This is a genomic window from Bradyrhizobium sp. RD5-C2 (assembly GCF_019972155.1).
Classification (GTDB): domain Bacteria; phylum Pseudomonadota; class Alphaproteobacteria; order Rhizobiales; family Xanthobacteraceae; genus Bradyrhizobium.
On the sequence record NZ_BOVL01000056.1, the window covers coordinates 271,067 to 289,512 of the forward strand.

The 18,446-nt window shown below is 62.9% G+C and carries 25 protein-coding genes and 2 tRNA genes; 11 read left to right on the forward strand and 16 right to left on the reverse strand.

The annotated features are described in order from the left end of the window. Positions 1–33 precede the first annotated feature (33 nt). From BraRD5C2_RS35965 to BraRD5C2_RS35975, 3 genes are all read right to left on the reverse strand, one after another. Positions 34–264 carry a hypothetical protein gene (locus BraRD5C2_RS35965; protein WP_223976577.1) on the reverse strand — a complete coding sequence of 77 codons (231 nt, stop codon included), beginning with the start codon at positions 262–264 and terminating at the stop codon, positions 34–36. A 173-nt stretch (positions 265–437) separates the two neighbouring features. Continuing rightward, the gene (locus BraRD5C2_RS35970) at positions 438–617 is read right to left on the reverse strand and encodes a hypothetical protein (protein WP_212309788.1); all 180 of its coding nucleotides are present in this window, start codon (positions 615–617) and stop codon (positions 438–440) included. A gap of 86 nt (positions 618–703) precedes the next feature. Next, positions 704–892 (reverse strand): hypothetical protein, encoded by a 189-nt coding sequence (locus tag BraRD5C2_RS35975; protein ID WP_223976579.1) that lies wholly within the window; start codon positions 890–892, stop codon positions 704–706. A gap of 421 nt (positions 893–1,313) precedes the next feature. Between BraRD5C2_RS35975 and BraRD5C2_RS35980 the strand changes: the two genes are divergently transcribed. Then, positions 1,314–1,598: a hypothetical protein gene (locus BraRD5C2_RS35980; RefSeq protein ID WP_223976581.1), complete on the forward strand. Its 285-nt coding sequence runs from the start codon at positions 1,314–1,316 to the stop codon at positions 1,596–1,598. Positions 1,599–1,609: 11 nt separating this feature from the next. Here the strand turns inward: BraRD5C2_RS35980 and BraRD5C2_RS35985 are convergent, their stop codons facing one another. The 4 genes from BraRD5C2_RS35985 to BraRD5C2_RS36000 form a co-directional block, all read right to left on the reverse strand. Continuing rightward, complete coding sequence (locus tag BraRD5C2_RS35985) at positions 1,610–1,792, reverse strand: hypothetical protein (RefSeq protein WP_223976583.1); 183 nt, start codon at positions 1,790–1,792, stop codon at positions 1,610–1,612. 103 nt (positions 1,793–1,895) lie between these two features. After that, positions 1,896–2,210, reverse strand: coding sequence for a DUF5658 family protein (locus BraRD5C2_RS35990; RefSeq protein ID WP_223976585.1), 315 nt, complete (start codon positions 2,208–2,210; stop codon positions 1,896–1,898). A gap of 285 nt (positions 2,211–2,495) precedes the next feature. Continuing rightward, positions 2,496–2,735, reverse strand: coding sequence for a tyrosine-type recombinase/integrase (locus BraRD5C2_RS35995; RefSeq protein WP_223976587.1), 240 nt, complete (start codon positions 2,733–2,735; stop codon positions 2,496–2,498). Positions 2,736–4,447: 1,712 nt separating this feature from the next. Next, positions 4,448–4,720: a hypothetical protein gene (locus BraRD5C2_RS36000; protein ID WP_223976589.1), complete on the reverse strand. Its 273-nt coding sequence runs from the start codon at positions 4,718–4,720 to the stop codon at positions 4,448–4,450. Positions 4,721–5,190: 470 nt separating this feature from the next. Between BraRD5C2_RS36000 and BraRD5C2_RS36005 the strand changes: the two genes are divergently transcribed. Further along, positions 5,191–5,343, forward strand: a complete 153-nt coding sequence (locus tag BraRD5C2_RS36005; RefSeq protein ID WP_223976591.1) for a DnaJ-like cysteine-rich domain-containing protein — start codon at positions 5,191–5,193, stop codon at positions 5,341–5,343. A gap of 7 nt (positions 5,344–5,350) precedes the next feature. Here the strand turns inward: BraRD5C2_RS36005 and BraRD5C2_RS36010 are convergent, their stop codons facing one another. The 3 genes from BraRD5C2_RS36010 to BraRD5C2_RS39485 form a co-directional block, all read right to left on the reverse strand. Next, positions 5,351–5,587, reverse strand: coding sequence for a DUF6894 family protein (locus BraRD5C2_RS36010; protein ID WP_223976593.1), 237 nt, complete (start codon positions 5,585–5,587; stop codon positions 5,351–5,353). 114 nt (positions 5,588–5,701) lie between these two features. After that, the gene (locus tag BraRD5C2_RS36015; RefSeq protein ID WP_223976595.1) at positions 5,702–5,902 is read right to left on the reverse strand and encodes a hypothetical protein; all 201 of its coding nucleotides are present in this window, start codon (positions 5,900–5,902) and stop codon (positions 5,702–5,704) included. 209 nt (positions 5,903–6,111) lie between these two features. Further along, entirely contained in the window at positions 6,112–6,246 is a 135-nt protein-coding gene (locus tag BraRD5C2_RS39485) for a hypothetical protein (protein ID WP_263010083.1), read from the reverse strand. Positions 6,247–7,327: 1,081 nt separating this feature from the next. On the opposite strand from BraRD5C2_RS39485, the gene BraRD5C2_RS36020 reads away from it, so the two are divergent. Further along, positions 7,328–7,699, forward strand: coding sequence for a hypothetical protein (locus BraRD5C2_RS36020; protein ID WP_223976597.1), 372 nt, complete (start codon positions 7,328–7,330; stop codon positions 7,697–7,699). Positions 7,700–7,716: 17 nt separating this feature from the next. Here the strand turns inward: BraRD5C2_RS36020 and BraRD5C2_RS36025 are convergent. Beyond that, positions 7,717–7,791: transfer RNA gene (locus BraRD5C2_RS36025), tRNA-Thr, on the reverse strand. 164 nt (positions 7,792–7,955) lie between these two features. Continuing rightward, positions 7,956–8,402 carry a hypothetical protein gene (locus BraRD5C2_RS36030; RefSeq protein WP_223976599.1) on the reverse strand — a complete coding sequence of 149 codons (447 nt, stop codon included), beginning with the start codon at positions 8,400–8,402 and terminating at the stop codon, positions 7,956–7,958. Positions 8,403–8,551: 149 nt separating this feature from the next. Between BraRD5C2_RS36030 and BraRD5C2_RS36035 the strand changes: the two genes are divergently transcribed. From BraRD5C2_RS36035 to BraRD5C2_RS36050, 4 genes are all read left to right on the forward strand, one after another. After that, positions 8,552–9,268 (forward strand): dienelactone hydrolase family protein, encoded by a 717-nt coding sequence (locus BraRD5C2_RS36035; protein ID WP_223976601.1) that lies wholly within the window; start codon positions 8,552–8,554, stop codon positions 9,266–9,268. Between the two features lie 70 nt (positions 9,269–9,338). Then, a complete protein-coding gene (locus tag BraRD5C2_RS36040) occupies positions 9,339–10,034 on the forward strand; it encodes a HoxN/HupN/NixA family nickel/cobalt transporter (protein ID WP_223976603.1) in 696 nt (231 codons plus the stop codon). A 163-nt stretch (positions 10,035–10,197) separates the two neighbouring features. Next, positions 10,198–10,671: a hypothetical protein gene (locus BraRD5C2_RS36045; RefSeq protein WP_223976605.1), complete on the forward strand. Its 474-nt coding sequence runs from the start codon at positions 10,198–10,200 to the stop codon at positions 10,669–10,671. 91 nt (positions 10,672–10,762) lie between these two features. Next, entirely contained in the window at positions 10,763–11,206 is a 444-nt protein-coding gene (locus BraRD5C2_RS36050; protein ID WP_223976607.1) for a hypothetical protein, read from the forward strand. A gap of 60 nt (positions 11,207–11,266) precedes the next feature. On the opposite strand, the gene rlmB is transcribed toward BraRD5C2_RS36050, so the two are convergent. After that, positions 11,267–12,091 (reverse strand): 23S rRNA (guanosine(2251)-2'-O)-methyltransferase RlmB, encoded by an 825-nt coding sequence (gene rlmB / locus BraRD5C2_RS36055; protein WP_223976609.1) that lies wholly within the window; start codon positions 12,089–12,091, stop codon positions 11,267–11,269. A gap of 194 nt (positions 12,092–12,285) precedes the next feature. On the opposite strand from rlmB, the gene BraRD5C2_RS36060 reads away from it, so the two are divergent. After that, a tRNA-Tyr gene (locus BraRD5C2_RS36060) sits at positions 12,286–12,371 on the forward strand. 194 nt (positions 12,372–12,565) lie between these two features. On the opposite strand, the gene BraRD5C2_RS36065 is transcribed toward BraRD5C2_RS36060, so the two are convergent. After that, positions 12,566–13,441, reverse strand: coding sequence for a LysR family transcriptional regulator (locus BraRD5C2_RS36065; RefSeq protein WP_223976611.1), 876 nt, complete (start codon positions 13,439–13,441; stop codon positions 12,566–12,568). Between the two features lie 103 nt (positions 13,442–13,544). On the opposite strand from BraRD5C2_RS36065, the gene BraRD5C2_RS36070 reads away from it, so the two are divergent. Beyond that, positions 13,545–14,156, forward strand: coding sequence for a DUF1989 domain-containing protein (locus BraRD5C2_RS36070; protein WP_223976613.1), 612 nt, complete (start codon positions 13,545–13,547; stop codon positions 14,154–14,156). A gap of 24 nt (positions 14,157–14,180) precedes the next feature. Then, a complete protein-coding gene (locus BraRD5C2_RS36075) occupies positions 14,181–15,110 on the forward strand; it encodes a LysR substrate-binding domain-containing protein (protein ID WP_223976615.1) in 930 nt (309 codons plus the stop codon). Here the strand turns inward: BraRD5C2_RS36075 and BraRD5C2_RS36080 are convergent. Both BraRD5C2_RS36080 and BraRD5C2_RS36085 read right to left on the reverse strand, forming a co-directional pair. Beyond that, positions 15,091–15,975 carry a polysaccharide deacetylase family protein gene (locus BraRD5C2_RS36080; protein WP_223976617.1) on the reverse strand — a complete coding sequence of 295 codons (885 nt, stop codon included), beginning with the start codon at positions 15,973–15,975 and terminating at the stop codon, positions 15,091–15,093. The genes BraRD5C2_RS36075 and BraRD5C2_RS36080 overlap by 20 nt on opposite strands. A 36-nt stretch (positions 15,976–16,011) precedes the next feature. After that, on the reverse strand, positions 16,012–16,683 hold the full coding sequence (locus BraRD5C2_RS36085) for an FMN-dependent NADH-azoreductase (protein ID WP_223976619.1): 672 nt from the start codon (positions 16,681–16,683) through the stop codon (positions 16,012–16,014). Positions 16,684–16,981: 298 nt separating this feature from the next. On the opposite strand from BraRD5C2_RS36085, the gene BraRD5C2_RS36090 reads away from it, so the two are divergent. After that, positions 16,982–18,442 carry a purine-cytosine permease family protein gene (locus BraRD5C2_RS36090; protein ID WP_223976620.1) on the forward strand — a complete coding sequence of 487 codons (1,461 nt, stop codon included), beginning with the start codon at positions 16,982–16,984 and terminating at the stop codon, positions 18,440–18,442. Positions 18,443–18,446: the final 4 nt, after the last annotated feature.

Consider the following 18,446-nt stretch of genomic DNA (forward strand, 5'->3'; position numbering starts at 1 on the left):
CAAAATTGTGACGTGAGCTGTACGCGAGGAGGGTCAGCGCTGGTGCGGATTGGTGTTCGGGACGAACGGGGTACCGACGATCCGGACCGGCGTCTGGGCCAGTGCCCGGCTTGGGGCCGGCGCCTGATTCGCGGCCGGCCGGGGCGCGGCGCTCGCCGGCGCGGGGGACGGATCGAGCAGGGCGACGATGCCGGCAGCGGCCACGCTCAGCAGCGTGAAGCCGCCCAGAAGCATCAAATTGCGGTTGGTTTCGCGGACCCTCATGCGGGGAAAATCGCGTGAGAGGGCATAATGTTCCGAACAAATCCTCAGACGCTTTCGCGCGGTTTGGCGGCAGGCTTCAGAAAGTGCGTCAGGAGCAGACCTGGAAGCTTGGGCCGTCGGCCTCGCGAGGTGCTTCCTGGCCGCGATCGGCCCGGTGTGCGGGCGGGTTGAGCCTAGTGAGCCATCGCCTGGGCGGGTGCTGGTTCGATGCTGCGGGCCTCGATCTGGTCGGCATAGCGGCCATACTCCTCGGCCATTTCGAGCAGCTTTTCGCGCACTGCGGCGTCGGTGACCTGGCGGGCCAGCCGTCGCGCCTGATCGGACTGGAAGCGATAATGGGCTGTGTCGGACATCGTAGGCTCCTCACACATGTGTAAGGGCCGTCCGGCAAAGGTTCATCAAGCCGTCATGGAAGGGAAGGCGGCATTGAAGGGAAGCGTTATTGAAGGGTGTTGGGCCGATCGGTCACCGTAGCCGTGACCGGGTGGCCGGGCTTGTCCTCGCGGACCTCGACCTCGAACCAACCCATCTCCTTCAGCTCGCGCGCCTTCTTCTCGGCCGCGTCTTCGCTGTCGCGCTTCAGCACGATTTGACTGGTGCCGTCCCGGGCAAGGATCAAATAGGTCATTGGCTGAGTCCCATCCCACATTCTGCATACCGCGTTTCGGGCTGCAAGGACAGAAACAAGGCAAGGGATGGGGATGCTACGGGGATGACCCCACGATTCCTGCCAATGACAGGGCGTCCGGCTGTTCCCGGCTGCTGTCGATATCGACCGGCTAGGTCGGATGATCGCCGACATCCGCGGCGCGCTTGGGTTGCGTTTCGCGAAGCATGCTGAGATGACGGTCATCATCCAAAATTGCTGGCGAGCGAGCGAGGTTCCTTCGACGAGTCACCTGTGCCTTGCGTACTCGCGTGCGTGCCGTCGACGGTGTGAGCCATCTCGTGGAGACCGGAAGACTACGGCCTCCGGTAAACGTTGTGGGTAATCCAAGCGAGTCTCTTTGATTGAACCGCGAATACATGCTCGGCTTGGTCCAAGGACAATGCGCGGCGCAAGCCGTGTCGATATGGATGGAGGACTCGATGCCCAGGCACTTCGGTTTGAAGGCAACACCGGCGGCGGCACGGTCGGCATTCACGGGATCATCAAGAGATTTGCAGCAGCGGACTGCGTCGGCATCTGCGTCGAAGAACCGTGCTGCGGCCAGTTCGCCGGTGTCAAAGCCCGCTTCGCCATGTTCGGAGCTGCCGTATTCTCCGACGAGCTGGCGGGGCTGCTGCGGACGACGGTCGATCTCGGCCGAATGATCTGCGCGCGACGTGGCTGACCGGCCGGTCTTCATAGCTCTGACGGCTCGTGCGTCTTGTCGCGATCCAGGTCCAGGCGATCGATGCGTTCGTCGATCAGCCGATTCAATCGCTCGTCCCGCAGCTTATCCTTCCTGTACAGCCCGCCATGCAGGCGATAGGCGACGAGCAGCAGGACAACAGCAACGCCGACGAGATAGTAGGACCAGTTCATCATTGGAACCGCGCTTGGCTGTGTCCATTGTGAAACAAGTGAGCTTCGGCAACTCTGCCAGGCAGCGCGACCGGCGGCTCGTCAGCACAATCGCAGGGTCAGCTCAATTGGCGCCCGCGAGGATGAACAGATTATTGTAGACGGGCAGTGCAATGAGGGCGACCACATAAGCCATCTGGCGCTCGCTGTTGCCGTGCCAAAGCAACCATATCACGAGGTAGGTCAAACCCAGTTTGGCAATAAGCCACCATTCGCCCAGCCACTCCTGGGTGAGCCACATGAACGGGTTCAGTTCGCCCATTCCCCGCTGCAGGATCTCGTTGGTGGTGATGAGATCCGAGTAGCCCATCAGCAGGGCACAGACCAACAGCATTGCCTTCAGCAAAGACGTCCTTGCCCGCAACTGCTTTTCCGTCATCCGGTGCCTGCCCGAAATCCGCTTGTGGCTCCCCGTCGGGCAATTTTGCGGAATGTTTTCAGCGAGTGCAAGCCTCCACGACCTGGTTGTCCAACACTCCGCTCGCCAGGGCGACCATGTTGGGTACCCCGTACAGAGGCACGGCCCACCGATCCGTCTGATTGATTTCGTGAAAAGGTGGTGCCGGCTGAGGGGATTGAACCCCTGACCTTCAGTTTACAAAACCGTTTTTTTTTATCAATCAATACAGCGCCCTAAGCGATCCGTGTTGCGCCCGTGTTGCGCTTAGCTTCCAAGCAGCCGTGCCTGGATGTCCTCGGCCGCGCGCCGATCGGCATCGCTGTCCTTGAAAAGGCGGCCGTATCGGTCGAACGTCAGTTGGATGGTTGAATGTCCCATCAGCTTCTGAATGCGCTTGGGATTCATTCCCCGTTCGATCCAGAGCGAGGCGCAGGCGTGACGAAGCGCGTGAATCCCGTACTTGGCCATAGCGATGATCTGCGGCTTGCCTGCATCATCCAGCACGGGCTTATCCCCGTCCAGCACGGGTTTTGCTCGGTGACGCTGGCGGCCATTTGCAGGGGCTCGAAACCGCGGGGCATCATGTTGCTGTGGGACTCGACGCCGCCGACGCCGGTCGGGAAGACCAGCCCCAGTTCGCCCTTGGGGCAAGTAAGCTTCCACTCCCGCGGACTATTTAGGACGATCGGTGCCATCGGGATCGACCTATGGGCGCTCTTGGATTTCAGGCGCCCGATCTTGTGAAACTCGTCGGCGCGCTGGCTGATGCTGATCTCTCTCGTCTCGAAGTCGACGTCCGTCCATCGTATGGGTTGAGCTTTTTCGTGATCTTGCCGAGATCGATGATGATGTGACCTTCGGCATCAGACGTTTTCAGCAGGCCCGCCAGTCCTGCCGGTTCGGAGAATTGGGTTGAGTAGCCGCCAATGTCATGTGGCGACTGATCGATCAGGCGCTGACTTCTTATTCGAACGCCACGCCCCCCGCATTCGCGCAGCCGGACTATTTCTGCGGCGTCTCGGGCAGGGCCGCACCGAAACCCCCGCCAGGTGGCTGGCTGCCTACCTGTTGCAACGACACATCAGCTGTCGAGCGATGTATTGATGCCGAGGAAATCCCTTTGACTGATCGCCGACGGCTCGCTTTTCTGTGCGGATTATGTTTGACGCACTGATTGCATTACTTCTCATTTTGAGCGTTGGCGTGATTGTCGCTCACGCGATCGATGCATTGAGATCGCGGCATCGGGGGTGACCGTGTATTGCACTCGCAACGGGGCATAAACGCCTGCTGCGAACATATCCCGGCTTCGCCGTCTGGCGGCATAACCGCAGACGGAAAGGGAAACGGCCCCGCTCGGGGCGATCGACCGGGGCCGTTACCGGGATGCGTGGCTTTTTGGCCTAGACTCACCCCACCAGAATTACAGTGGGAATAATTGTTCCAATGATGATGTGCCTGTGTCCCAATCCGCTCTTGCGAATGTCGTAACTTGGACAGCGGCGCCAGATTGAGGCCAAGGCCGAAATTGGGCTGCGTCTTTCGGATTGAAGGCATCAGTCGCTTGCGCGGGTAGGCGATCGAGTACTTATCGAAGCCGTGGCGATGTGTCGTCGAAATTTCTCACGATCAATAAAGCTGCTGACGAGCCCCATACCCTTAATACCACCAATGGGTGATTCAACGCACGGTAGTTCCATGCTATAGAGCATCCGCTGAATTAGAGCTTCAGCATAGGAAACTATCCCGCCCGGTGGCTTCGGTCACCGGGCTTTTTTCTAGCCGCTAATCACGTTTCAGATAGCCTTTTTTCTTCAGATGGTCTGTCAGCAGCTTCTGGATGAATGAGGAGAGAGAACGAGAGTCTGCAGCGGCCGCCTTAGTGGTGGCCCTCTTGACCTCTGGCAGGAGCCTGATTGAGACAGGGCGTGTTTTCGGGTTTTTGACGGGAGGCCTTCCCATATTGCACACTGATCGAAGTTGGACGAGGCGAACGCTCTACCATTGCTGTGCAATCTCTTCAGCGGGAAATTTTCCCGGCATGTTCCGGGACGGATTGGCGAGTTCCGCATAGACCAAAGATGCATTGTCTAGCGCGGGCTGGTTTTCGGAAACTAGCTGTACGCAGCGGTGCACGCTACACGCATGCGGAACTACAGCACCAGCGTCGGGTAGGGGCGCTGGTGTTTTTTATGGACTCTGGTCGCTGACGCTATTCAGCCCGAAACACCCTTGGCGAAATTGATGATCTCGCCCCAGTCCATTCGAGTATCGACCCAGCCGACCTTGCCGCAGGCGGTGCATTTCAGATGCGCTGAGATATCGTACCAATCCCAGTCCGGAAGGTCGGCGAGCTTCAGCCGGCCGTTGTGATGCTCACAGCCGACGCAGCAGACCAGCACCGTTTTGAAGCCGGCGTTGCGATCGACCGGAGCAGTCCAGGCTTGCGGCGCCAGGGCATGCCCCAATGAATCGCGCAAATCCAGCATCAGGTGAAGCCGCTACGCCTCGCGGGACAGGAGGCGAAGATCACAACGGATTGGTCAAGGCGCGCCAGGACACGAAACAAAGAACGCCCGGCAACCTTGCGGCAGCCGGGCGGTAACGAGTTTCCATGTTGCAGTCCGTGTATCTAAACATTTCTGGCTGACGCCAACCTTACGAACCGAACATGCTTGGTGCGGGAACACCGTGCTCTCCCGGAGTCCTCAATCCCTGTGCATAAGCGTAGCTTGCCGTTGCCGGGGCAGTCCTGTTTTCACCGCACGAGGCTTTTCGAGAATTCCCCTCGGCTGGGGGCCGCACGACGCGAGGCGGCCCCTTTCTGTTCGGCGGACGGGTGAGGCGGCCTCAGCGTTCGTTCCAACGCGCTGGGGCCGTTTCTTTAAGCGTCCAGCGTTTGCGCGTTCGGCCGACTTGGCTGAGCGCCAACTGAGGCAGCCAGAAGGGCTTAGTCACCATGCAGCCGAAGATCAAAGAGCGCATCTGCCCAGCCTGCAAAGGAACGGGCGTCCAGCCGATTGCGCAGGCGGTCCAGCCGGGTCACAGAATTTATCCGGTCAAATGCGCGGCCTGCGAAGGCAAAGGCAAGATCAGGGACGGGGCCAACTGAGGGGGCCTTAATGTTTCGCGCCGTTTTTGCGAGAGATCAGGGACACGCAAAACAGCCGTTCGGTTGCGGAGCGAACCTCGATCGCCATATCGGGCCGTTCGTTTGAAAAAATTGAGTCTTTGGCCATTCCGATGAGCGCTTGCATCGCGTCGATCTCTGCGGATTTTTGATCGGTAAAATTGAGCCCTTCTTCATCTGCAAAGAACTCGCCTCCGCATTGAATGTCGAAGAAATAGCGGTCCATGTAGGGCACTCCACCGTCCATGAAAGGCGGGAGCGCATAGAAACTCTCAGCCACCGACGCCTGAAGATCGCGTGCCGGTGATTCGGGATAACGCGGGTGTGAAGGAGATGGTTGCTAAACCGGCGGCTTTAATCCCGGTGACATCAGCCACTCTGTCAAATGGGCGGCCACCTCGTCATGCCGGGCCTTCCTCAGCATGGCTTCTTTTTTCGCGGATGGTGGAAGCGTCTTGGCTTCCTCGCGCAGGCTCTGCGCCTCCTCAGTGAGGCGCTCCTCTAGTGACTGGGTTTGCTTGAAACGTCGCCGCTTTTGCATGGCGATGCTCCCTGAGGTTAGGCGGGAGCGCGATGACGGCGTTCTCATCACCGATAGTAGCCAAGGGCGGGGCGGTGATGGGACGTTAAAGCACCACTGATGCCTTTGGTTCTGTCCACCTGTGAACACAACGGCAAATAAAGGTCCGCTGTCGCGCCGGAACGCAGGTCACCCACGGAAACCTCGGAAAATTCAAACTGAGAACCCTTTTAATCAGCGCCCATCGAGCGCATGGCGTTATCGGTCATTTGCTTCCGATAGGCCGCGCGCACTTTGAGGCGCGCTTTCGCGAACATGGTCACGCCGAGAAGTACGAGAAAAGCTACGGTGCCGATAGCTGCCATCGTCGTCGAGCTCCCGGTGATCTCTTCCGAGATTCTGAATCAACCAGAGGCTGTTATCAAGGGAAAAATTACCTGAAGTCGCGGCTCCCTCATTCCCGGAGGCGGCGCTCCGACAAGAGAAGAAAGAGACAGACGATCGGCTAGAGTTGGTGCAGTGGAAGATTGAGCCATCAGACGAGCTTCGCCAACACGGCGCTGAAATCGTCGCGGCATTCGACGAATGGTACGCCCGGAAGCCCCGCGGATACGGGAAGTTGGAGCGGGAAGAGAAGAGGGCCTCGAGAGAGAGCTTCGAGTTTGAACAGAGGGTCCTCAGTACGCCGGCGAAGACGTTAGAGGGTCTCAGGGCGAAGATCCGTTGTGCTGATGCCTGGGTGCGGGGGAAAAGGTCACCAGTATGGACGGCGCCGCCGAGGCGATCGCACTCTCCATCTTTGAGGACATCGAGAACATGATCGTGGCCGGTGCCACCTAAGCTGCGCACAAAGTACGCCGCCGGGCTCGAAATACATTGTCCCGGCGGCGTCATTGTTTTCCAGCGCTGGGCCATGAATTCCCAGTGCCGTTAGCTTAGCAAATGCGAGGGCAAATGACTGTTGCCCGACCCACACAGGATTAAGAAAGAGGAGCCGGCAAGTTATGGGGCAGGGCGCCGGCTCCTCCGAAACGGAACCGCCAAGACGTTCAAAAACCGGTCCCGTCCCTCCGAGAAGCCTGCGCCGGCCTGCTTGCTGATTTGCTAACGGCCTCACGCGGCCGGCGGATAATGGATATCGTTTTCCGGCGAGCCGGATGGTCTTCATGAACGCTTCACAAGCAGCCCGGCTTTAGCCGCATCGATCGGAGAAGACCATCCATGCCGCCTCCGGTGCAGTCGACGGTGCGAGTTGGTTTTTCTTCCTGGTCGGCTTGATCTTGTTTGGCACTAGCGGAGTGCTTTCTCTTTTTTGGATTAGGATCGGTCGCTTCATGCCGGTGTCGAGCGAAAATAGGAGGGGGCTCGGGGGCAGATATCGTTTCGGAAGCTGGCGGCGGCGCTGACAACGCGATCGGTGGCGTCGGTGCCTCGGGAGGGGCAGCATTGACGACGGTATCGCGCTCGGGAATGAGTGACAGCCTGTCGGCCTTCCCGACGCTCTCGGTCACCGGATACTCAACGAGCGGCGTCGGCGCGGATCTCCCAAGTGCCGCAACCGCACCCACCCCGACCAAACCAACTATTCCAACCACTAAAATGCGGATCCACATTAAATGGCTCCTGACCAACGCAAACGAAGCGCAATCACTTCCGAAAAACCGCAGCCTTCTGTCGAAGTTTGCCGAGAATAAGGCTCCTTGCTGGATGGCCTGTCGTGGAAACCAGAAGGCCATCGTCATTCCAGAACAAAGCCTCGACAGCCATGTTGCGCCCGTGTTGCGTGGAGTGGTTGGTGATAACTGTCTATCAGATTGATTTCATTAATGAAAAACTGGTGCCGGCTGAGGGGATTGAACCCCCGACCTTCAGTTTACAAAACTGCTGCTCTACCGCTGAGCTAAGCCGGCGAAATGGGCGTGATTTGCGCGCTCGCATAGCAGACTTGGCGGGGCAGGACCAGAACTTGAAGGCCAGAACCCGGAAAGCCCGGATCGGCCGCTTCGCCGCTGCCAGCCCGGCCGCAAAAAGGCGGCCCGAAGGCCGCCTTTTGCGCATGTGCATTTCGCCCGAGCTACTGGCAGGGATGCTGGAGACCGTCGCTGCCGCGGAACCAGGTGCCGGGGGTGCAGACAAAGCCGTTCTGCCGGGCATATTCCTCGCCGCCGATCGGGGTGCGGGCATAGTCGGGGCCGCCGAACGGGGCGGTCGCGATCGCAGCCGCGGTGCCGACCGCGCCGCCGACCACACCGGCCGCGGCGTCGACGGGCCCGAACGGGCCGGGGTCAACCCGGTTGTAGCTGTCTTGCCAGCCTGGGTTCTGCCAGTCGCGGTCCCGCCGATAGATATGATGGCGATAGGTCGTGTCTGATCCCATCGCCCGGCATCGGGCGTCTGGTGTGGCATCGGAGCAGCGCGCGACGGTGCCGATCGTCTGTTGCGCCATCGTGGGGCTGGCCAGCGCTGATGCGAGCAGGGCTGCTGCGCCAAGGAAAGCACCATGGATTTTGAGTTGCGTCATGCGAGATTCTCCTCTTGTCGTCGTCGAGAGCTAATCTCGCCGTGCCGCGACTGTTCCGGCGCGGCCTTGCCCTGCGTTCAAACCAGTGTGAAGTTCCGCAACACTCGCGCATGATCCGTTCCGGATGATGCTGTCTTGACGAGAATTGCATGCACACTGGTGACATCGACTACGCCGCCGGCGACGCCAATTTGCGCGGCTATCTTGCGTTCAAGGACCGCGGCGTAAAGCGTCCCGGCGTGCTGGTGTTCCACGAAGGACTCGGGCTCGGCGATTTCGCGATGGAGCGGGCACGCAGGCTTGCCGAGCGTGGCTATGTGGCGCTTGCCGCCGACATGTTCGGCGAGCGGCGGCAGGCCGCCGATCTGCAGCAGGCGATGGCGCTGATCGGTCATTTGCGCACCAATCCTGCCACGCTCCGCGCACGGGCGCGCGCCGCGCTCGCGACGCTCACGGCCTTGCCCGAGGTCGATGCTACCCGTTGCGCAGCGATCGGCTTCTGCTTCGGCGGCACGGTCGTGCTCGAGCTCGCGCGCGACGGCGCCGACCTCAAGGCCGTCGTCAGCTTCCATGGCGTGCTCTCGACCACGCAGCCTGCGGCAGCGGGTGCTGTGAGGGCGAGCGTGCTGGTCTTGACCGGGGCCGACGATCCGCTGGCGCCTTCCGACCAGGTCGCGGCGTTCGAGAACGAGATGCGCGCCGGCAAGGTTGCCGACTGGCAGGTGATCAGCTACGGCAACACGCTGCACGGCTTTACCAACCCGACCGCCGACGGCTCGATCATGAAGTCGGCGCTCTACGACGCGCGGGCCGACCGCCGCTCCTGGGTGGCGATGCAAGGCCTGTTCGACGAGGTGCTGGTTTGACGAGTTGCCGGCCTGACAAGATCGGCGATGTGGTGTTTGATCTGCCGTCACGCGCCGGCGCGGGGGATTGATGTTCGGAATCTTGAGTCTTGGTTTTCTGCTCGGCATGCAGCATGCGCTGGAGCCGGATCACATCGCGGCGGTATCGAGCATCGCGGCGCGCCGTACCCATGTCGGTGACATCGTCAAGCACGGCCTGACCTGGGGCCTCGGTCACACGCTCACGCTGTTCGTGTTCGCCGGCGCCGCGATCCTGCTCGGGCACGCGATCCCCAAGACGGTGGCGCAGCCGATCGAGACCGCGGTCGGCGTCATGCTGGTCGGCCTCGGTGCGCATGTGTGGTGGCGGCTGTGGCGCGATCGCGTGCACTTCCACACCCATTCGCATGGCGACGGCAAGACGCATTTCCACGCCCACAGCCACGCGGGCGACATCCTGCCGCACGTCCGTGCCGCACACAGCCATGCCCACGGCTTCCGCTGGCGCACGCTGCTGGTCGGCCTCATGCACGGCATGGCGGGCTCGGCGGCGCTGTTGGTGCTGACGGTGTCGCAGGCGCCAAACCCGGTGATCGGGCTCGGCTATGTCGCGCTGTTCGGCGTCGGCTCGATGATCGGGATGGGCGTGCTGTCCAGCGTGATCGCGGTGCCGCTCGCGGCCTCCGCGCGCTGGCTGACCTGGGCCAATCGCGGCCTGCAAATGGCGGTCGGCGCGGTCACGATCGCGATCGGCATCCACGCGATCATCGAGAATGCCTTCACCTGAAGCACAGGCGCGCCGTTAACGATTCCTGATCCCGCACGGCCGCATTGACCGGATGCGGATGCTTACGCGTTAGGCTTACCGCCAGTTTGGCCCGCGCCCTTAACCCTTCCGCCAAACCGTTGGATTAGGCTGCGGATGGAACAATTTGGGACGCTGGGTGAACATGCGCGGAAGTCTTGCGCTGGCGATATTGGCTGCGATGACCTCGACGGCGCTGGCTGGCGGCGGCTTCGACATCGTCGTGCCCAACCGCCCCGGCGTGCCCATCATCATCAATGGCGTCGACGCGTCCTACGCCGTGGTCGAAAGCGCGATGGGCTTGGCCCGTAACGACTCGATGGTGCCGACCGTCTATGGCGGCCGCCCGATCGCTCCCGAGCCGAATGTCGGCCATTATTATCCGAGCCTCGGCCGCATGCCGGGTTACGGCCGCCTCGAGATCGAGCCGCCGGCCAACCGCCGCCTGCCGCAGCCGGCCGAGAGCTATCATGAATCGTGGGGGGCGCAATCCGCGCCGCTGCCGGCACAGTCCAACGTGCCGGTCGATCCGCCGCCGGTGATCTACGCGCCGCAGTTCAACGGTCCGCGGCCGCTGCCCGGTCCGGTCCCGCGGCCACCGCGTCCCCGAGGCCCCTAACCCAACTGCCCAAGATCAACAGCCCCTCGCGGGGCGCCTTCATAGCCACCAAGAGCTACGCGACCAACAGAGAGACCATCAGGAGAGAGTAATGCGTCAAATGATCAAAGGACTGATTGCGGCCGTGGCCGTCATGGTGACCGCGCCCGCAATGGCGTGCGGCTTCAACCCTTGCGGCTATTCCGCGCCCGTCGTGAATTACGGCTGCGGCGGCTGCGGTGGCTACGGCTATGGCTATGGCGGTTACGGCGCGGTCGAACGTCTGCCCGACCCGGATGCGGCCTATCCCGGCGCAGCGCAGCAGTACTATTACGTCAACCAGGGACCGGCCTACACCGGCCCGGGCAATTGGGCGCCGCGTCCGTACTACCGCGAAGGCTATGGCCGCCCGTATTACGGCTATCGCCACTACGGCTACCGCCATCACTATCGGCCGTACCGTCCGCACTACGGCTATCGCTACGGCTACGCGCCGCACCGCTACGGTTACGCGCCGCATCGCTACGGCCATCCGGTGCTGCGCCGCTACTACTGATCCGACGATCGGTGAACAGAGATCAGCGCCCGTTCGCGTCAAGCGAGCGGGCGTTCTCGCTTACATCAGCCCGAGCCGGCTGGCGCCGATATAGAGCGCGAGCACGCAGGCGTTCGACACGTTGAGGCTCTTGATCTCGCCCGGCATGTCGAGGCGGGCGACGACGCGGCAGGTCTCGCGCGTCAATTGCCGCAAGCCCTTGCCTTCGGCGCCGAGCACCAGCGCGAGCGGTTGCTGCAGCGGAACCTTGCCGAGATCTTCCGAGCCCTCGCTGTCGAGGCCGACGGTCTGGAAGCCGTGATCGTTCAGTTCGTTGAGCGCGCGCGCCAGATTCTGCACGGTCACCATCGGCACCAGCTCGAGCGCGCCTGAGGCGGACTTCGCCAGCACGCCGGTAGCCTCCGGGCTGTGGCGGGCGGTGGTGACGATCGCCTTCACCGCAAATGCCGCGGCTGAGCGCAGGATGGCGCCGACATTGTGCGGATCGGTGATCTGGTCGAGCACCAGCACGATGCCCTCCTGCGCCAGCGTGTCGATGTCAGGCGAGGGCAGGGGTTCGGCCTCCGCCAACAGGCCCTGATGCACGGCATCGGGGGTGAGGCGCCGGTCGATATCGCCGGGCCGGACGATCTCCGGGCTGACGCGGGTTGCGATGTTTTCGTCGGCGAGGCGTTTGGCGGCGTTCTCGGTGAGGTAAAGCTTGCGGATATGGCGGTCCGGGTTGGCAAGCGCCGCCGCCACCGTGTGCCAGCCATACAGAATCACCGGTCCGTCGGAACCGGATTCGCGCTCCCGCCGGGTCGGCGGACGGCCGAATTTCGGCCCTTTTTGGAAGGGTTTACCGCCCTTGCCTCGGAAATTGGGTTTGCGGTCACGGTCGCTCATGTGAGGCTTGTGTCACGGGTGTCGCAGAATGGCAATTTAACCGGCAAATTGCGCGCCGGCTTGGTTGACTTTGGGGACCGCCTTCGCCCATAAACGCGCCCGACCGCGCACCCGTTTCGGGTCGGCCGGTTATCAGCGTCATTTCGATGACCCGGTCCGCCGCCACTCGCGCGGCCGGTTCGACGCTGTTGGACGGGGGAGTGTCCCGAGTGGCAAAGGGAGCTGACTGTAAATCAGCCGCCTCATGGCTTCGCAGGTTCGAGTCCTGCCTCCCCCACCACGCTTCGCCCTGACGGGCTACGCGTGGCGCAGCCACGCCTGACCCGTCAGGGCAAAGCGTGTCCGGCGTAGCTTGAGCGCCAGCGAAAGCGAAGACGGACTGGCCAAGGGCCTCGTTTCCACGAACTTCAACTCGACACGTTACTCCCATTTCGCTGGGCATGCCGACAAGGCGTCTCGCACCGCCACCACGACTCACCCCCGCAACCCACGCCGCAGTAGCTTGGCGAAATCCTGTGCCATCCGCGACGGCGCCTCGTGCGTCGGGGAGAGGATCGCGATCTGGTACTGGATCTTCGGCTTGAACGGCCGGATGGCGAGGCCCTCGGTGAAGGGCTTGCTCACCACGGGATCGACGATGCCGACGCCGCGGCCCTCGGCGACGAACTGGCATGCGGTCGAGAAGAACTCGGTCTCCGCCACCACGTTCCAGCGCGCGCCATATTCGGAGAAGGCGGATGCCAGCTGCTGGTAGATCGGATCGCCGCGAAACAGCGTGACGAACGGGACGCCGTCGAGGTCATTAGGGGTGATCTGCTTCAGCTTCGCCAGTGGATGCGCATGCGGCAGCATGCACACGCACTCATACGAGAACACCTCCATGTGCGAGGTCGGATAATCCAGCGGGAGCTCGGCGACCGCGAGATCGAATTGCTGCGTCGAGATCAGCTCGCGGACGGTCGCGGAATTGCGCGTGATGATCTTGATCTGCAGCTCGGGCTTGTTCCTCGCGAACTGCGACAGCAGCCGCGGCAGCAAATTGATCGAAATGCTCGGATAGGCCGCGATCGCGAGGTGACCGCGCCGGCCGGACTTGATCTCGGCCGCAACGCGCGATGCGTTCTCGGCGGCTTCGAGGGCGCGCGCCGCCTCGACATAGAACAGCCTGGCTTCCGGGGTCGGTTGCAAGCGGCCGCCGCGGCGCAGGAAGAGATTGAGGCCGGTCTCGTGCTCGAGGCCCGCGATCATCGTGCTGATGCCGGGCTGCGACATGCCGAGCAGTTCGGCCGCCCGGGTCATGGTGCCGTGGAGCATCAGGGCGCGGAAGCATTCGAGCTGTCTAAGGCGCATGGGGCGACTATACGAATCTGCTATAATGGGCACAATTAATATTATTAGAATTACATGATGGGCGGTGCTCCAATGGCGCAACGAGCCATTGAGGAGACACCACGTGACCGCAGCACCCATCGATCTGACCCGCGCCCGTTTGATTCCGGCACGCAATGGCGTGGCGGCTCGCCTGGATGCAGGAGAGACGGTCATGGTCGTCAACACCCATGGCAAGCAGGTGGTCGACACCTGGGCCTTCAATGCCCGCGACACCGGCGAGTTCATGTCGATGGAGCACAGCCGTGCATCGATGCTGCGGCTCATCCCGCGCGTCGGCGACACGCTGACCACCAACCGGCGCCGCGCGATCCTCACCTTCGTCGCCGACACCACGCCGGGGATCCATGACACCTTGATCGCGGCCTGCGACATTCACCGCTATCGCCAGCTCGGCGCCGTCGGCCATCACGACAATTGCACGCAGAATCTGGCGCGCGCGCTCGAGACTGTTGGCCTGTCGGCTGCGGTGACGCCGGCTCCGCTCAATCTGTTCATGAATGTGCCCGTCGCCGACAGCGGACAACTGGACTTCAAGTCGCCCGTCAGCGAGGCCGGGCAGTATGTGGCGCTGCGTGCCGAGATGGACCTGGTCATCGTGTTCTCCGCCTGTCCGCAGGACATGGTGCCGGTGAACGACATGCGGCCGACCGACGCCCATTTTCTCATCGCCTGATACAGGCCGCGAAGAGAACCGATCATGCGCAAGCTGCCGCCGCTCAATGCCGTCCGCGCGTTCGAAGCCGCCGCACGCCATGAGAGCTTCACCGCCGCCGCCAATGAGCTCTGCGTCACGGTGACGGCGATCAGCCATCAGGTCCGGCAGCTCGAGGCAATCCTGGGCCACAAGCTGTTCGAACGCTCCGGCCGCGCGGTGGTGCTGACCGCGGAGGGCCACGCGGTGTTTCCCATGCTGCGCGACGGCTTCGACCGCATGGCGAGCGCCTTCGCCGCGATCCGGCCGCCGGCCGATGGCGATGCGATCACGGTATCGACCACGCGCGCCTTCGCCGAGCGCTGGCTGATGCCGCGGCTCGCGCGCTTCAACGCGGCGTTTCCTCACCTCGTCGTCCATATCGATGCGACCGAGGAGGTGCGGGCGCCGGGCACCGACGGCGTCGATCTGGCCATCCGCTACGGCCGCGCCGACCGCGCCGGCGAGAGATCGGTGCTGTTCAGCGATCGCTACATTGCGGTTGCGGCGAGCGCGATCTGTCCGCCCGGTTCTCGTCTCGGCATTGACGACGTCCGCTCGCGCTCGCTGCTGGCGTTCCGCTGGAAGAACGCCGCGCTGGATTCGCCGGCGTGGTCGGCCTGGCTCGGGGCGGCTAATCATGATCCCGGCCGGGACTTCCGCATCTCCTGGTACAGCGAGGAGCCGCTGGCGTTGCACGCCGCCGAGCGCGGGCTCGGACCGCTGTTGTGCAGCGATGCGCTGGTGGACGAGCAATTGCGTCAGGGCACGCTGCGCCGGCTCGACGGTCCCACGCTCGCGGGCTTCGCCTATCGTCTCGTCGATGCGCCGAGTGCTACCCGGCGCAAAGCGGTGACGGCGTTCATCGACTGGCTGCGGGCCGAGGCGGCCACCTTTCGTGCAGCTCCCGAACAGGTCATGACACGGGCTGCGTGAAATAGGGCAGGGTCTCGACGCGGACCTGGTAGGTGCCCGCCTTGACCAGGCCGTCGAGATGCGCGGCGATGTCCTCGAGCGATGCGAACCAGACCTTGCGTTCGGCAACGATCCGCTCGAGCCAGCGGTCCACGACGCGCCAGCGGGCGAGCCGGCCGGTCAGGAACGGGTGCCAGATCCCCATCCAGAATCCGCCGGCCTCATAGGCCGCCTCGAACTCCTCGAACGAGGCGGCAAGGCCGTCGCTCGGCGATTTGACCGGCATCATGTAGCCGATCTCCGCATAATGGGCGAAGGGCGGCCAATCGTCCGATCCCCAGTGCGGCGGCATCTCGTAGAGCGATCCGCGCGCGGTGCGCATCTGGTACGGGATGTCGTCGGCCATCAGCGACGAATCGTAGACAAAGCCGTGCTCGATCAGCAGGTCGATCGTGGTCTGGTTGGCGTTGTAGACCGGCGCGCGGTAGCCGCGCGGCTTGCGCCCGGTCATCGCGACATGGATGCCGAGCGCGCGTTCGAAGGCCTCGCGCTGCTGCGCCGAAGAAATCTCCGTCGGATCTTCGTGGATGTAGCCGTGATGGCCGATCTCGTGGCCACTCTTGAGAATGGCTTCCACCGCATCCGGATAGCGCTGCATGGTCCAGGCCGGCATGAAGAACGATTGCTTCAGGCCGAGGCGGCGATAGGTCTCCAGGATCCGCGGCACGCCGACGGTCGGCCCGTACCGTCCCATCGTGATCGGGTAGAGCCGGTCGAAGGAGTCCTGCGGCCGGGCGATGTGGATCAGACTGTCGGCGTCGACGTCGAATGTGATCGCACAGGCGCAACGCGCGCCGTTCGGCCAGGGGATGGGATTACGGATCATCGGATCATCCTCACGCGTCCGGCGGACAGCGGCGCATCATTCCGCCGCGACATCAACAGGCCCGTCGATTCCAAGACACTGCCGGACCAGCACCGGGATCGCGGCAAAGGCGTCGGCGACCGACCGCCGGTAGCGCTCGTCGTTGAACTCCTGATAGTCGACCGCGATCAGATGGCTCTCCTGCACCCCGAGATAGTGCGCGCAGGTGAAGATGTGCGTCTCCAGATGGTTCATGCTTTCCCGCACCCCGCCGGGGCCGAAGCCGAATTCGCCGCGCGAGCTCAGCACCACCAGCGTCTTGCCGCGCAGGATCGGCTCGAGCGGAAAGTCGCCGCGTGCGAGATCGAAGCTGAAGGTCTTGTCGATGCGGATCACTTTGTCGAACCATGACTTCAAGGCCGCCGACATGCCGTAATTGTGCATCGGTGCTCCGATCACGATGACATTGGCGCGTTCAAGCTCGTCGATCAGCTCGTCGGAGAGACGAAGTTCGTCATTCTGCTCGGCCGTGCGGTCGCCGGGCGCGGTGAATGCGGCGGCAACCCACGCCTCCGTGATCAGCGGCGGCGGGGCGCGGCCGACGTCGCGCGAGATGATCGTGGCGCCTGGCTCGTGGGTGAGCCAGTGCTCAACGAACGACTTCGAGAGTTTCCGGCTGACCGAGCGGTCACCGCGCGGGCTGGCATCGATATGCAGAAGGGTCGTCATCCCTGGCCTCGGCTGATTGGGGAGCAGTGCGTCGGCTCCACAATGACCGAGTACCTGGGGCAGCGTGATTGACGAATCCGGCAGCCAAGTTGAGAAAATCTCAACAGTGAAGCAGCGCGCCACGGTGACGTGGTGTGCGAGCCTGATTGCGGCGCGATCTGTCGCTGTTCAGCAGACAAACTTCACTCTCGACACCGTCTCAACCCGGCTTGAGGATTTCTCATTATCGCCTCAACGCTGCCTGCTGCTCAGATACCCCATCCCGGCCCAAACCAATGCGCCGGACAACGGGGGAAACATGTTGCTCAAGCAGACACAGCTTCCGGCACAGGATGAGGCCGGCTTCGATGCCCACGGAATTGAACCGGTGCCGGCGGCGCACCGCACGTCGTCATCGTTCGATCAGTTCTGGATCTGGACCGGCGCGAACATCGCGCCGATCAACTGGGTGCTGGGCGCGCTCGGCATCCAGCTCGGCCTGAGCCTGCTGCAAACGCTTGCCGTCATCGTTGTCGGCAATCTGTTCGGCGCGGCGTTGTTCGCCGCCTTCTGCCTGATGGGACATCGCACCGGCGTGCCGCAGATGGTGCTGGGCCGGCTGGCGTTCGGCCGCCGCGGCGCCTATCTGCCGGCACTGGCGCAAGTGCTGATGCCGATGGGGTGGGTCGCGATCAACACCTGGATCGTGCTCGACCTCTGCATGGCGGCGCTCGAGCGGATGGGGATTGGCGGCGGCGTCGAGCTCAAATACGCGATCGCGGTGCTGGTGATGCTGCTCCAGATCGCCATCGCGGCCTGGGGCTTCAATGCCATCAAGGTGTTCGAGCGCTACACCATGCCGTTCATTCTGCTGATCATGGCGGTCATGACCGCGCTCGCTTTTCTGCGCGTCGATATCAAATGGCAGTCCGCTGCTGTTACGGGCATGCCGGCATTCGCCGCGGCGACGCAACTGATGACCGCGATCGGCATCGGCTGGGGCATTTCGTGGCTCACCTATGCCTCCGACTATACGCGCTTCACCAGGCCCTCGCTCGGTGCCGCCAAGGTGTTCCGGGCGACCTTCCTCGGCATGTTCCTGCCGACGGTCTGGCTCGCTTTTCTCGGTGCGGCCATTGCATCGGCCGGCGCCGGCTCCGATCCGTCGAAGCTGATCATCGCAGCTTTTGGTGCGATGGCACTGCCGGTGCTGCTGGTGCTGGTGCATGGCCCGATCGCGACCAACATCGTCGTGATCTATTCGGCGGCGCTGTCGTCGCTGGCGCTCGATCTGCGGCGGCCGCGCTGGGTGATCTCGGTGCTGTCCGGCCTGATCGCCTCCGCGATCCTGTACGCCTTCCTGCAGTCGGGCGATTTTGCCCATGCCTTCGACAATTTCATGGTCGCGCTGATCGTCTGGATCAGCCCATGGGCCGGGGTCACGCTCGCGGACTTCTACCTGGTGCGACGCGGCCGGATCGATGTCGCCTCGCTCTACGAGGAGCCGGGCCGGGATCGTGATTTCAACTGGGCGGGGCTGATCGCCTTTGCTGCCGGCTTCGCGGCGGCGTGGGCCTTCCAGATGGGCACGATCAAGGCCATGCAAGGCCCGCTTGCGTTGGCGACCGGCGGGGTGGACCTGTCATGGCTCACCGGCATCGGTGTTGCGATGGCGAGCTACCTTGCGCTGCATCGGCTGTTTGGACGTCCGCTGGCGCGGAGCGTCCCGTCGCCGGCCGTGGACGCGGCATCGATCGAACCCGCGCCGACATCGACCTGACGGG

What these genes read in the sequence shown, in the direction of transcription:
- BraRD5C2_RS35965 (WP_223976577.1), bottom strand. Translation starts at nt 264, where the DNA reads ATGAGGGTCCGCGAAACCAACCGCAATTTGATGCTTCTGGGCGGCTTC.
- BraRD5C2_RS35970 (WP_212309788.1), bottom strand. Translation starts at nt 617, where the DNA reads ATGTCCGACACAGCCCATTATCGCTTCCAGTCCGATCAGGCGCGACGG.
- BraRD5C2_RS35975 (WP_223976579.1), bottom strand. Translation starts at nt 892, where the DNA reads ATGACCTATTTGATCCTTGCCCGGGACGGCACCAGTCAAATCGTGCTG.
- BraRD5C2_RS35980 (WP_223976581.1), top strand. Translation starts at nt 1,314, where the DNA reads ATGCGCGGCGCAAGCCGTGTCGATATGGATGGAGGACTCGATGCCCAG.
- BraRD5C2_RS35985 (WP_223976583.1), bottom strand. Translation starts at nt 1,792, where the DNA reads ATGAACTGGTCCTACTATCTCGTCGGCGTTGCTGTTGTCCTGCTGCTC.
- BraRD5C2_RS35990 (WP_223976585.1), bottom strand. Translation starts at nt 2,210, where the DNA reads ATGACGGAAAAGCAGTTGCGGGCAAGGACGTCTTTGCTGAAGGCAATG.
- BraRD5C2_RS36000 (WP_223976589.1), bottom strand. Translation starts at nt 4,720, where the DNA reads ATGCTGGATTTGCGCGATTCATTGGGGCATGCCCTGGCGCCGCAAGCC.
- BraRD5C2_RS36005 (WP_223976591.1), top strand. Translation starts at nt 5,191, where the DNA reads ATGCAGCCGAAGATCAAAGAGCGCATCTGCCCAGCCTGCAAAGGAACG.
- BraRD5C2_RS36010 (WP_223976593.1), bottom strand. Translation starts at nt 5,587, where the DNA reads ATGGACCGCTATTTCTTCGACATTCAATGCGGAGGCGAGTTCTTTGCA.
- BraRD5C2_RS36015 (WP_223976595.1), bottom strand. Translation starts at nt 5,902, where the DNA reads ATGCAAAAGCGGCGACGTTTCAAGCAAACCCAGTCACTAGAGGAGCGC.
- BraRD5C2_RS39485 (WP_263010083.1), bottom strand. Translation starts at nt 6,246, where the DNA reads ATGGCAGCTATCGGCACCGTAGCTTTTCTCGTACTTCTCGGCGTGACC.
- BraRD5C2_RS36030 (WP_223976599.1), bottom strand. Translation starts at nt 8,402, where the DNA reads ATGACGCAACTCAAAATCCATGGTGCTTTCCTTGGCGCAGCAGCCCTG.
- BraRD5C2_RS36035 (WP_223976601.1), top strand. Translation starts at nt 8,552, where the DNA reads ATGCACACTGGTGACATCGACTACGCCGCCGGCGACGCCAATTTGCGC.
- BraRD5C2_RS36040 (WP_223976603.1), top strand. Translation starts at nt 9,339, where the DNA reads ATGTTCGGAATCTTGAGTCTTGGTTTTCTGCTCGGCATGCAGCATGCG.
- BraRD5C2_RS36045 (WP_223976605.1), top strand. Translation starts at nt 10,198, where the DNA reads ATGCGCGGAAGTCTTGCGCTGGCGATATTGGCTGCGATGACCTCGACG.
- BraRD5C2_RS36050 (WP_223976607.1), top strand. Translation starts at nt 10,763, where the DNA reads ATGCGTCAAATGATCAAAGGACTGATTGCGGCCGTGGCCGTCATGGTG.
- rlmB (WP_223976609.1), bottom strand. Translation starts at nt 12,091, where the DNA reads ATGAGCGACCGTGACCGCAAACCCAATTTCCGAGGCAAGGGCGGTAAA.
- BraRD5C2_RS36065 (WP_223976611.1), bottom strand. Translation starts at nt 13,441, where the DNA reads ATGCGCCTTAGACAGCTCGAATGCTTCCGCGCCCTGATGCTCCACGGC.
- BraRD5C2_RS36075 (WP_223976615.1), top strand. Translation starts at nt 14,181, where the DNA reads ATGCGCAAGCTGCCGCCGCTCAATGCCGTCCGCGCGTTCGAAGCCGCC.
- BraRD5C2_RS36080 (WP_223976617.1), bottom strand. Translation starts at nt 15,975, where the DNA reads ATGATCCGTAATCCCATCCCCTGGCCGAACGGCGCGCGTTGCGCCTGT.
- BraRD5C2_RS36085 (WP_223976619.1), bottom strand. Translation starts at nt 16,683, where the DNA reads ATGACGACCCTTCTGCATATCGATGCCAGCCCGCGCGGTGACCGCTCG.
- BraRD5C2_RS36090 (WP_223976620.1), top strand. Translation starts at nt 16,982, where the DNA reads ATGTTGCTCAAGCAGACACAGCTTCCGGCACAGGATGAGGCCGGCTTC.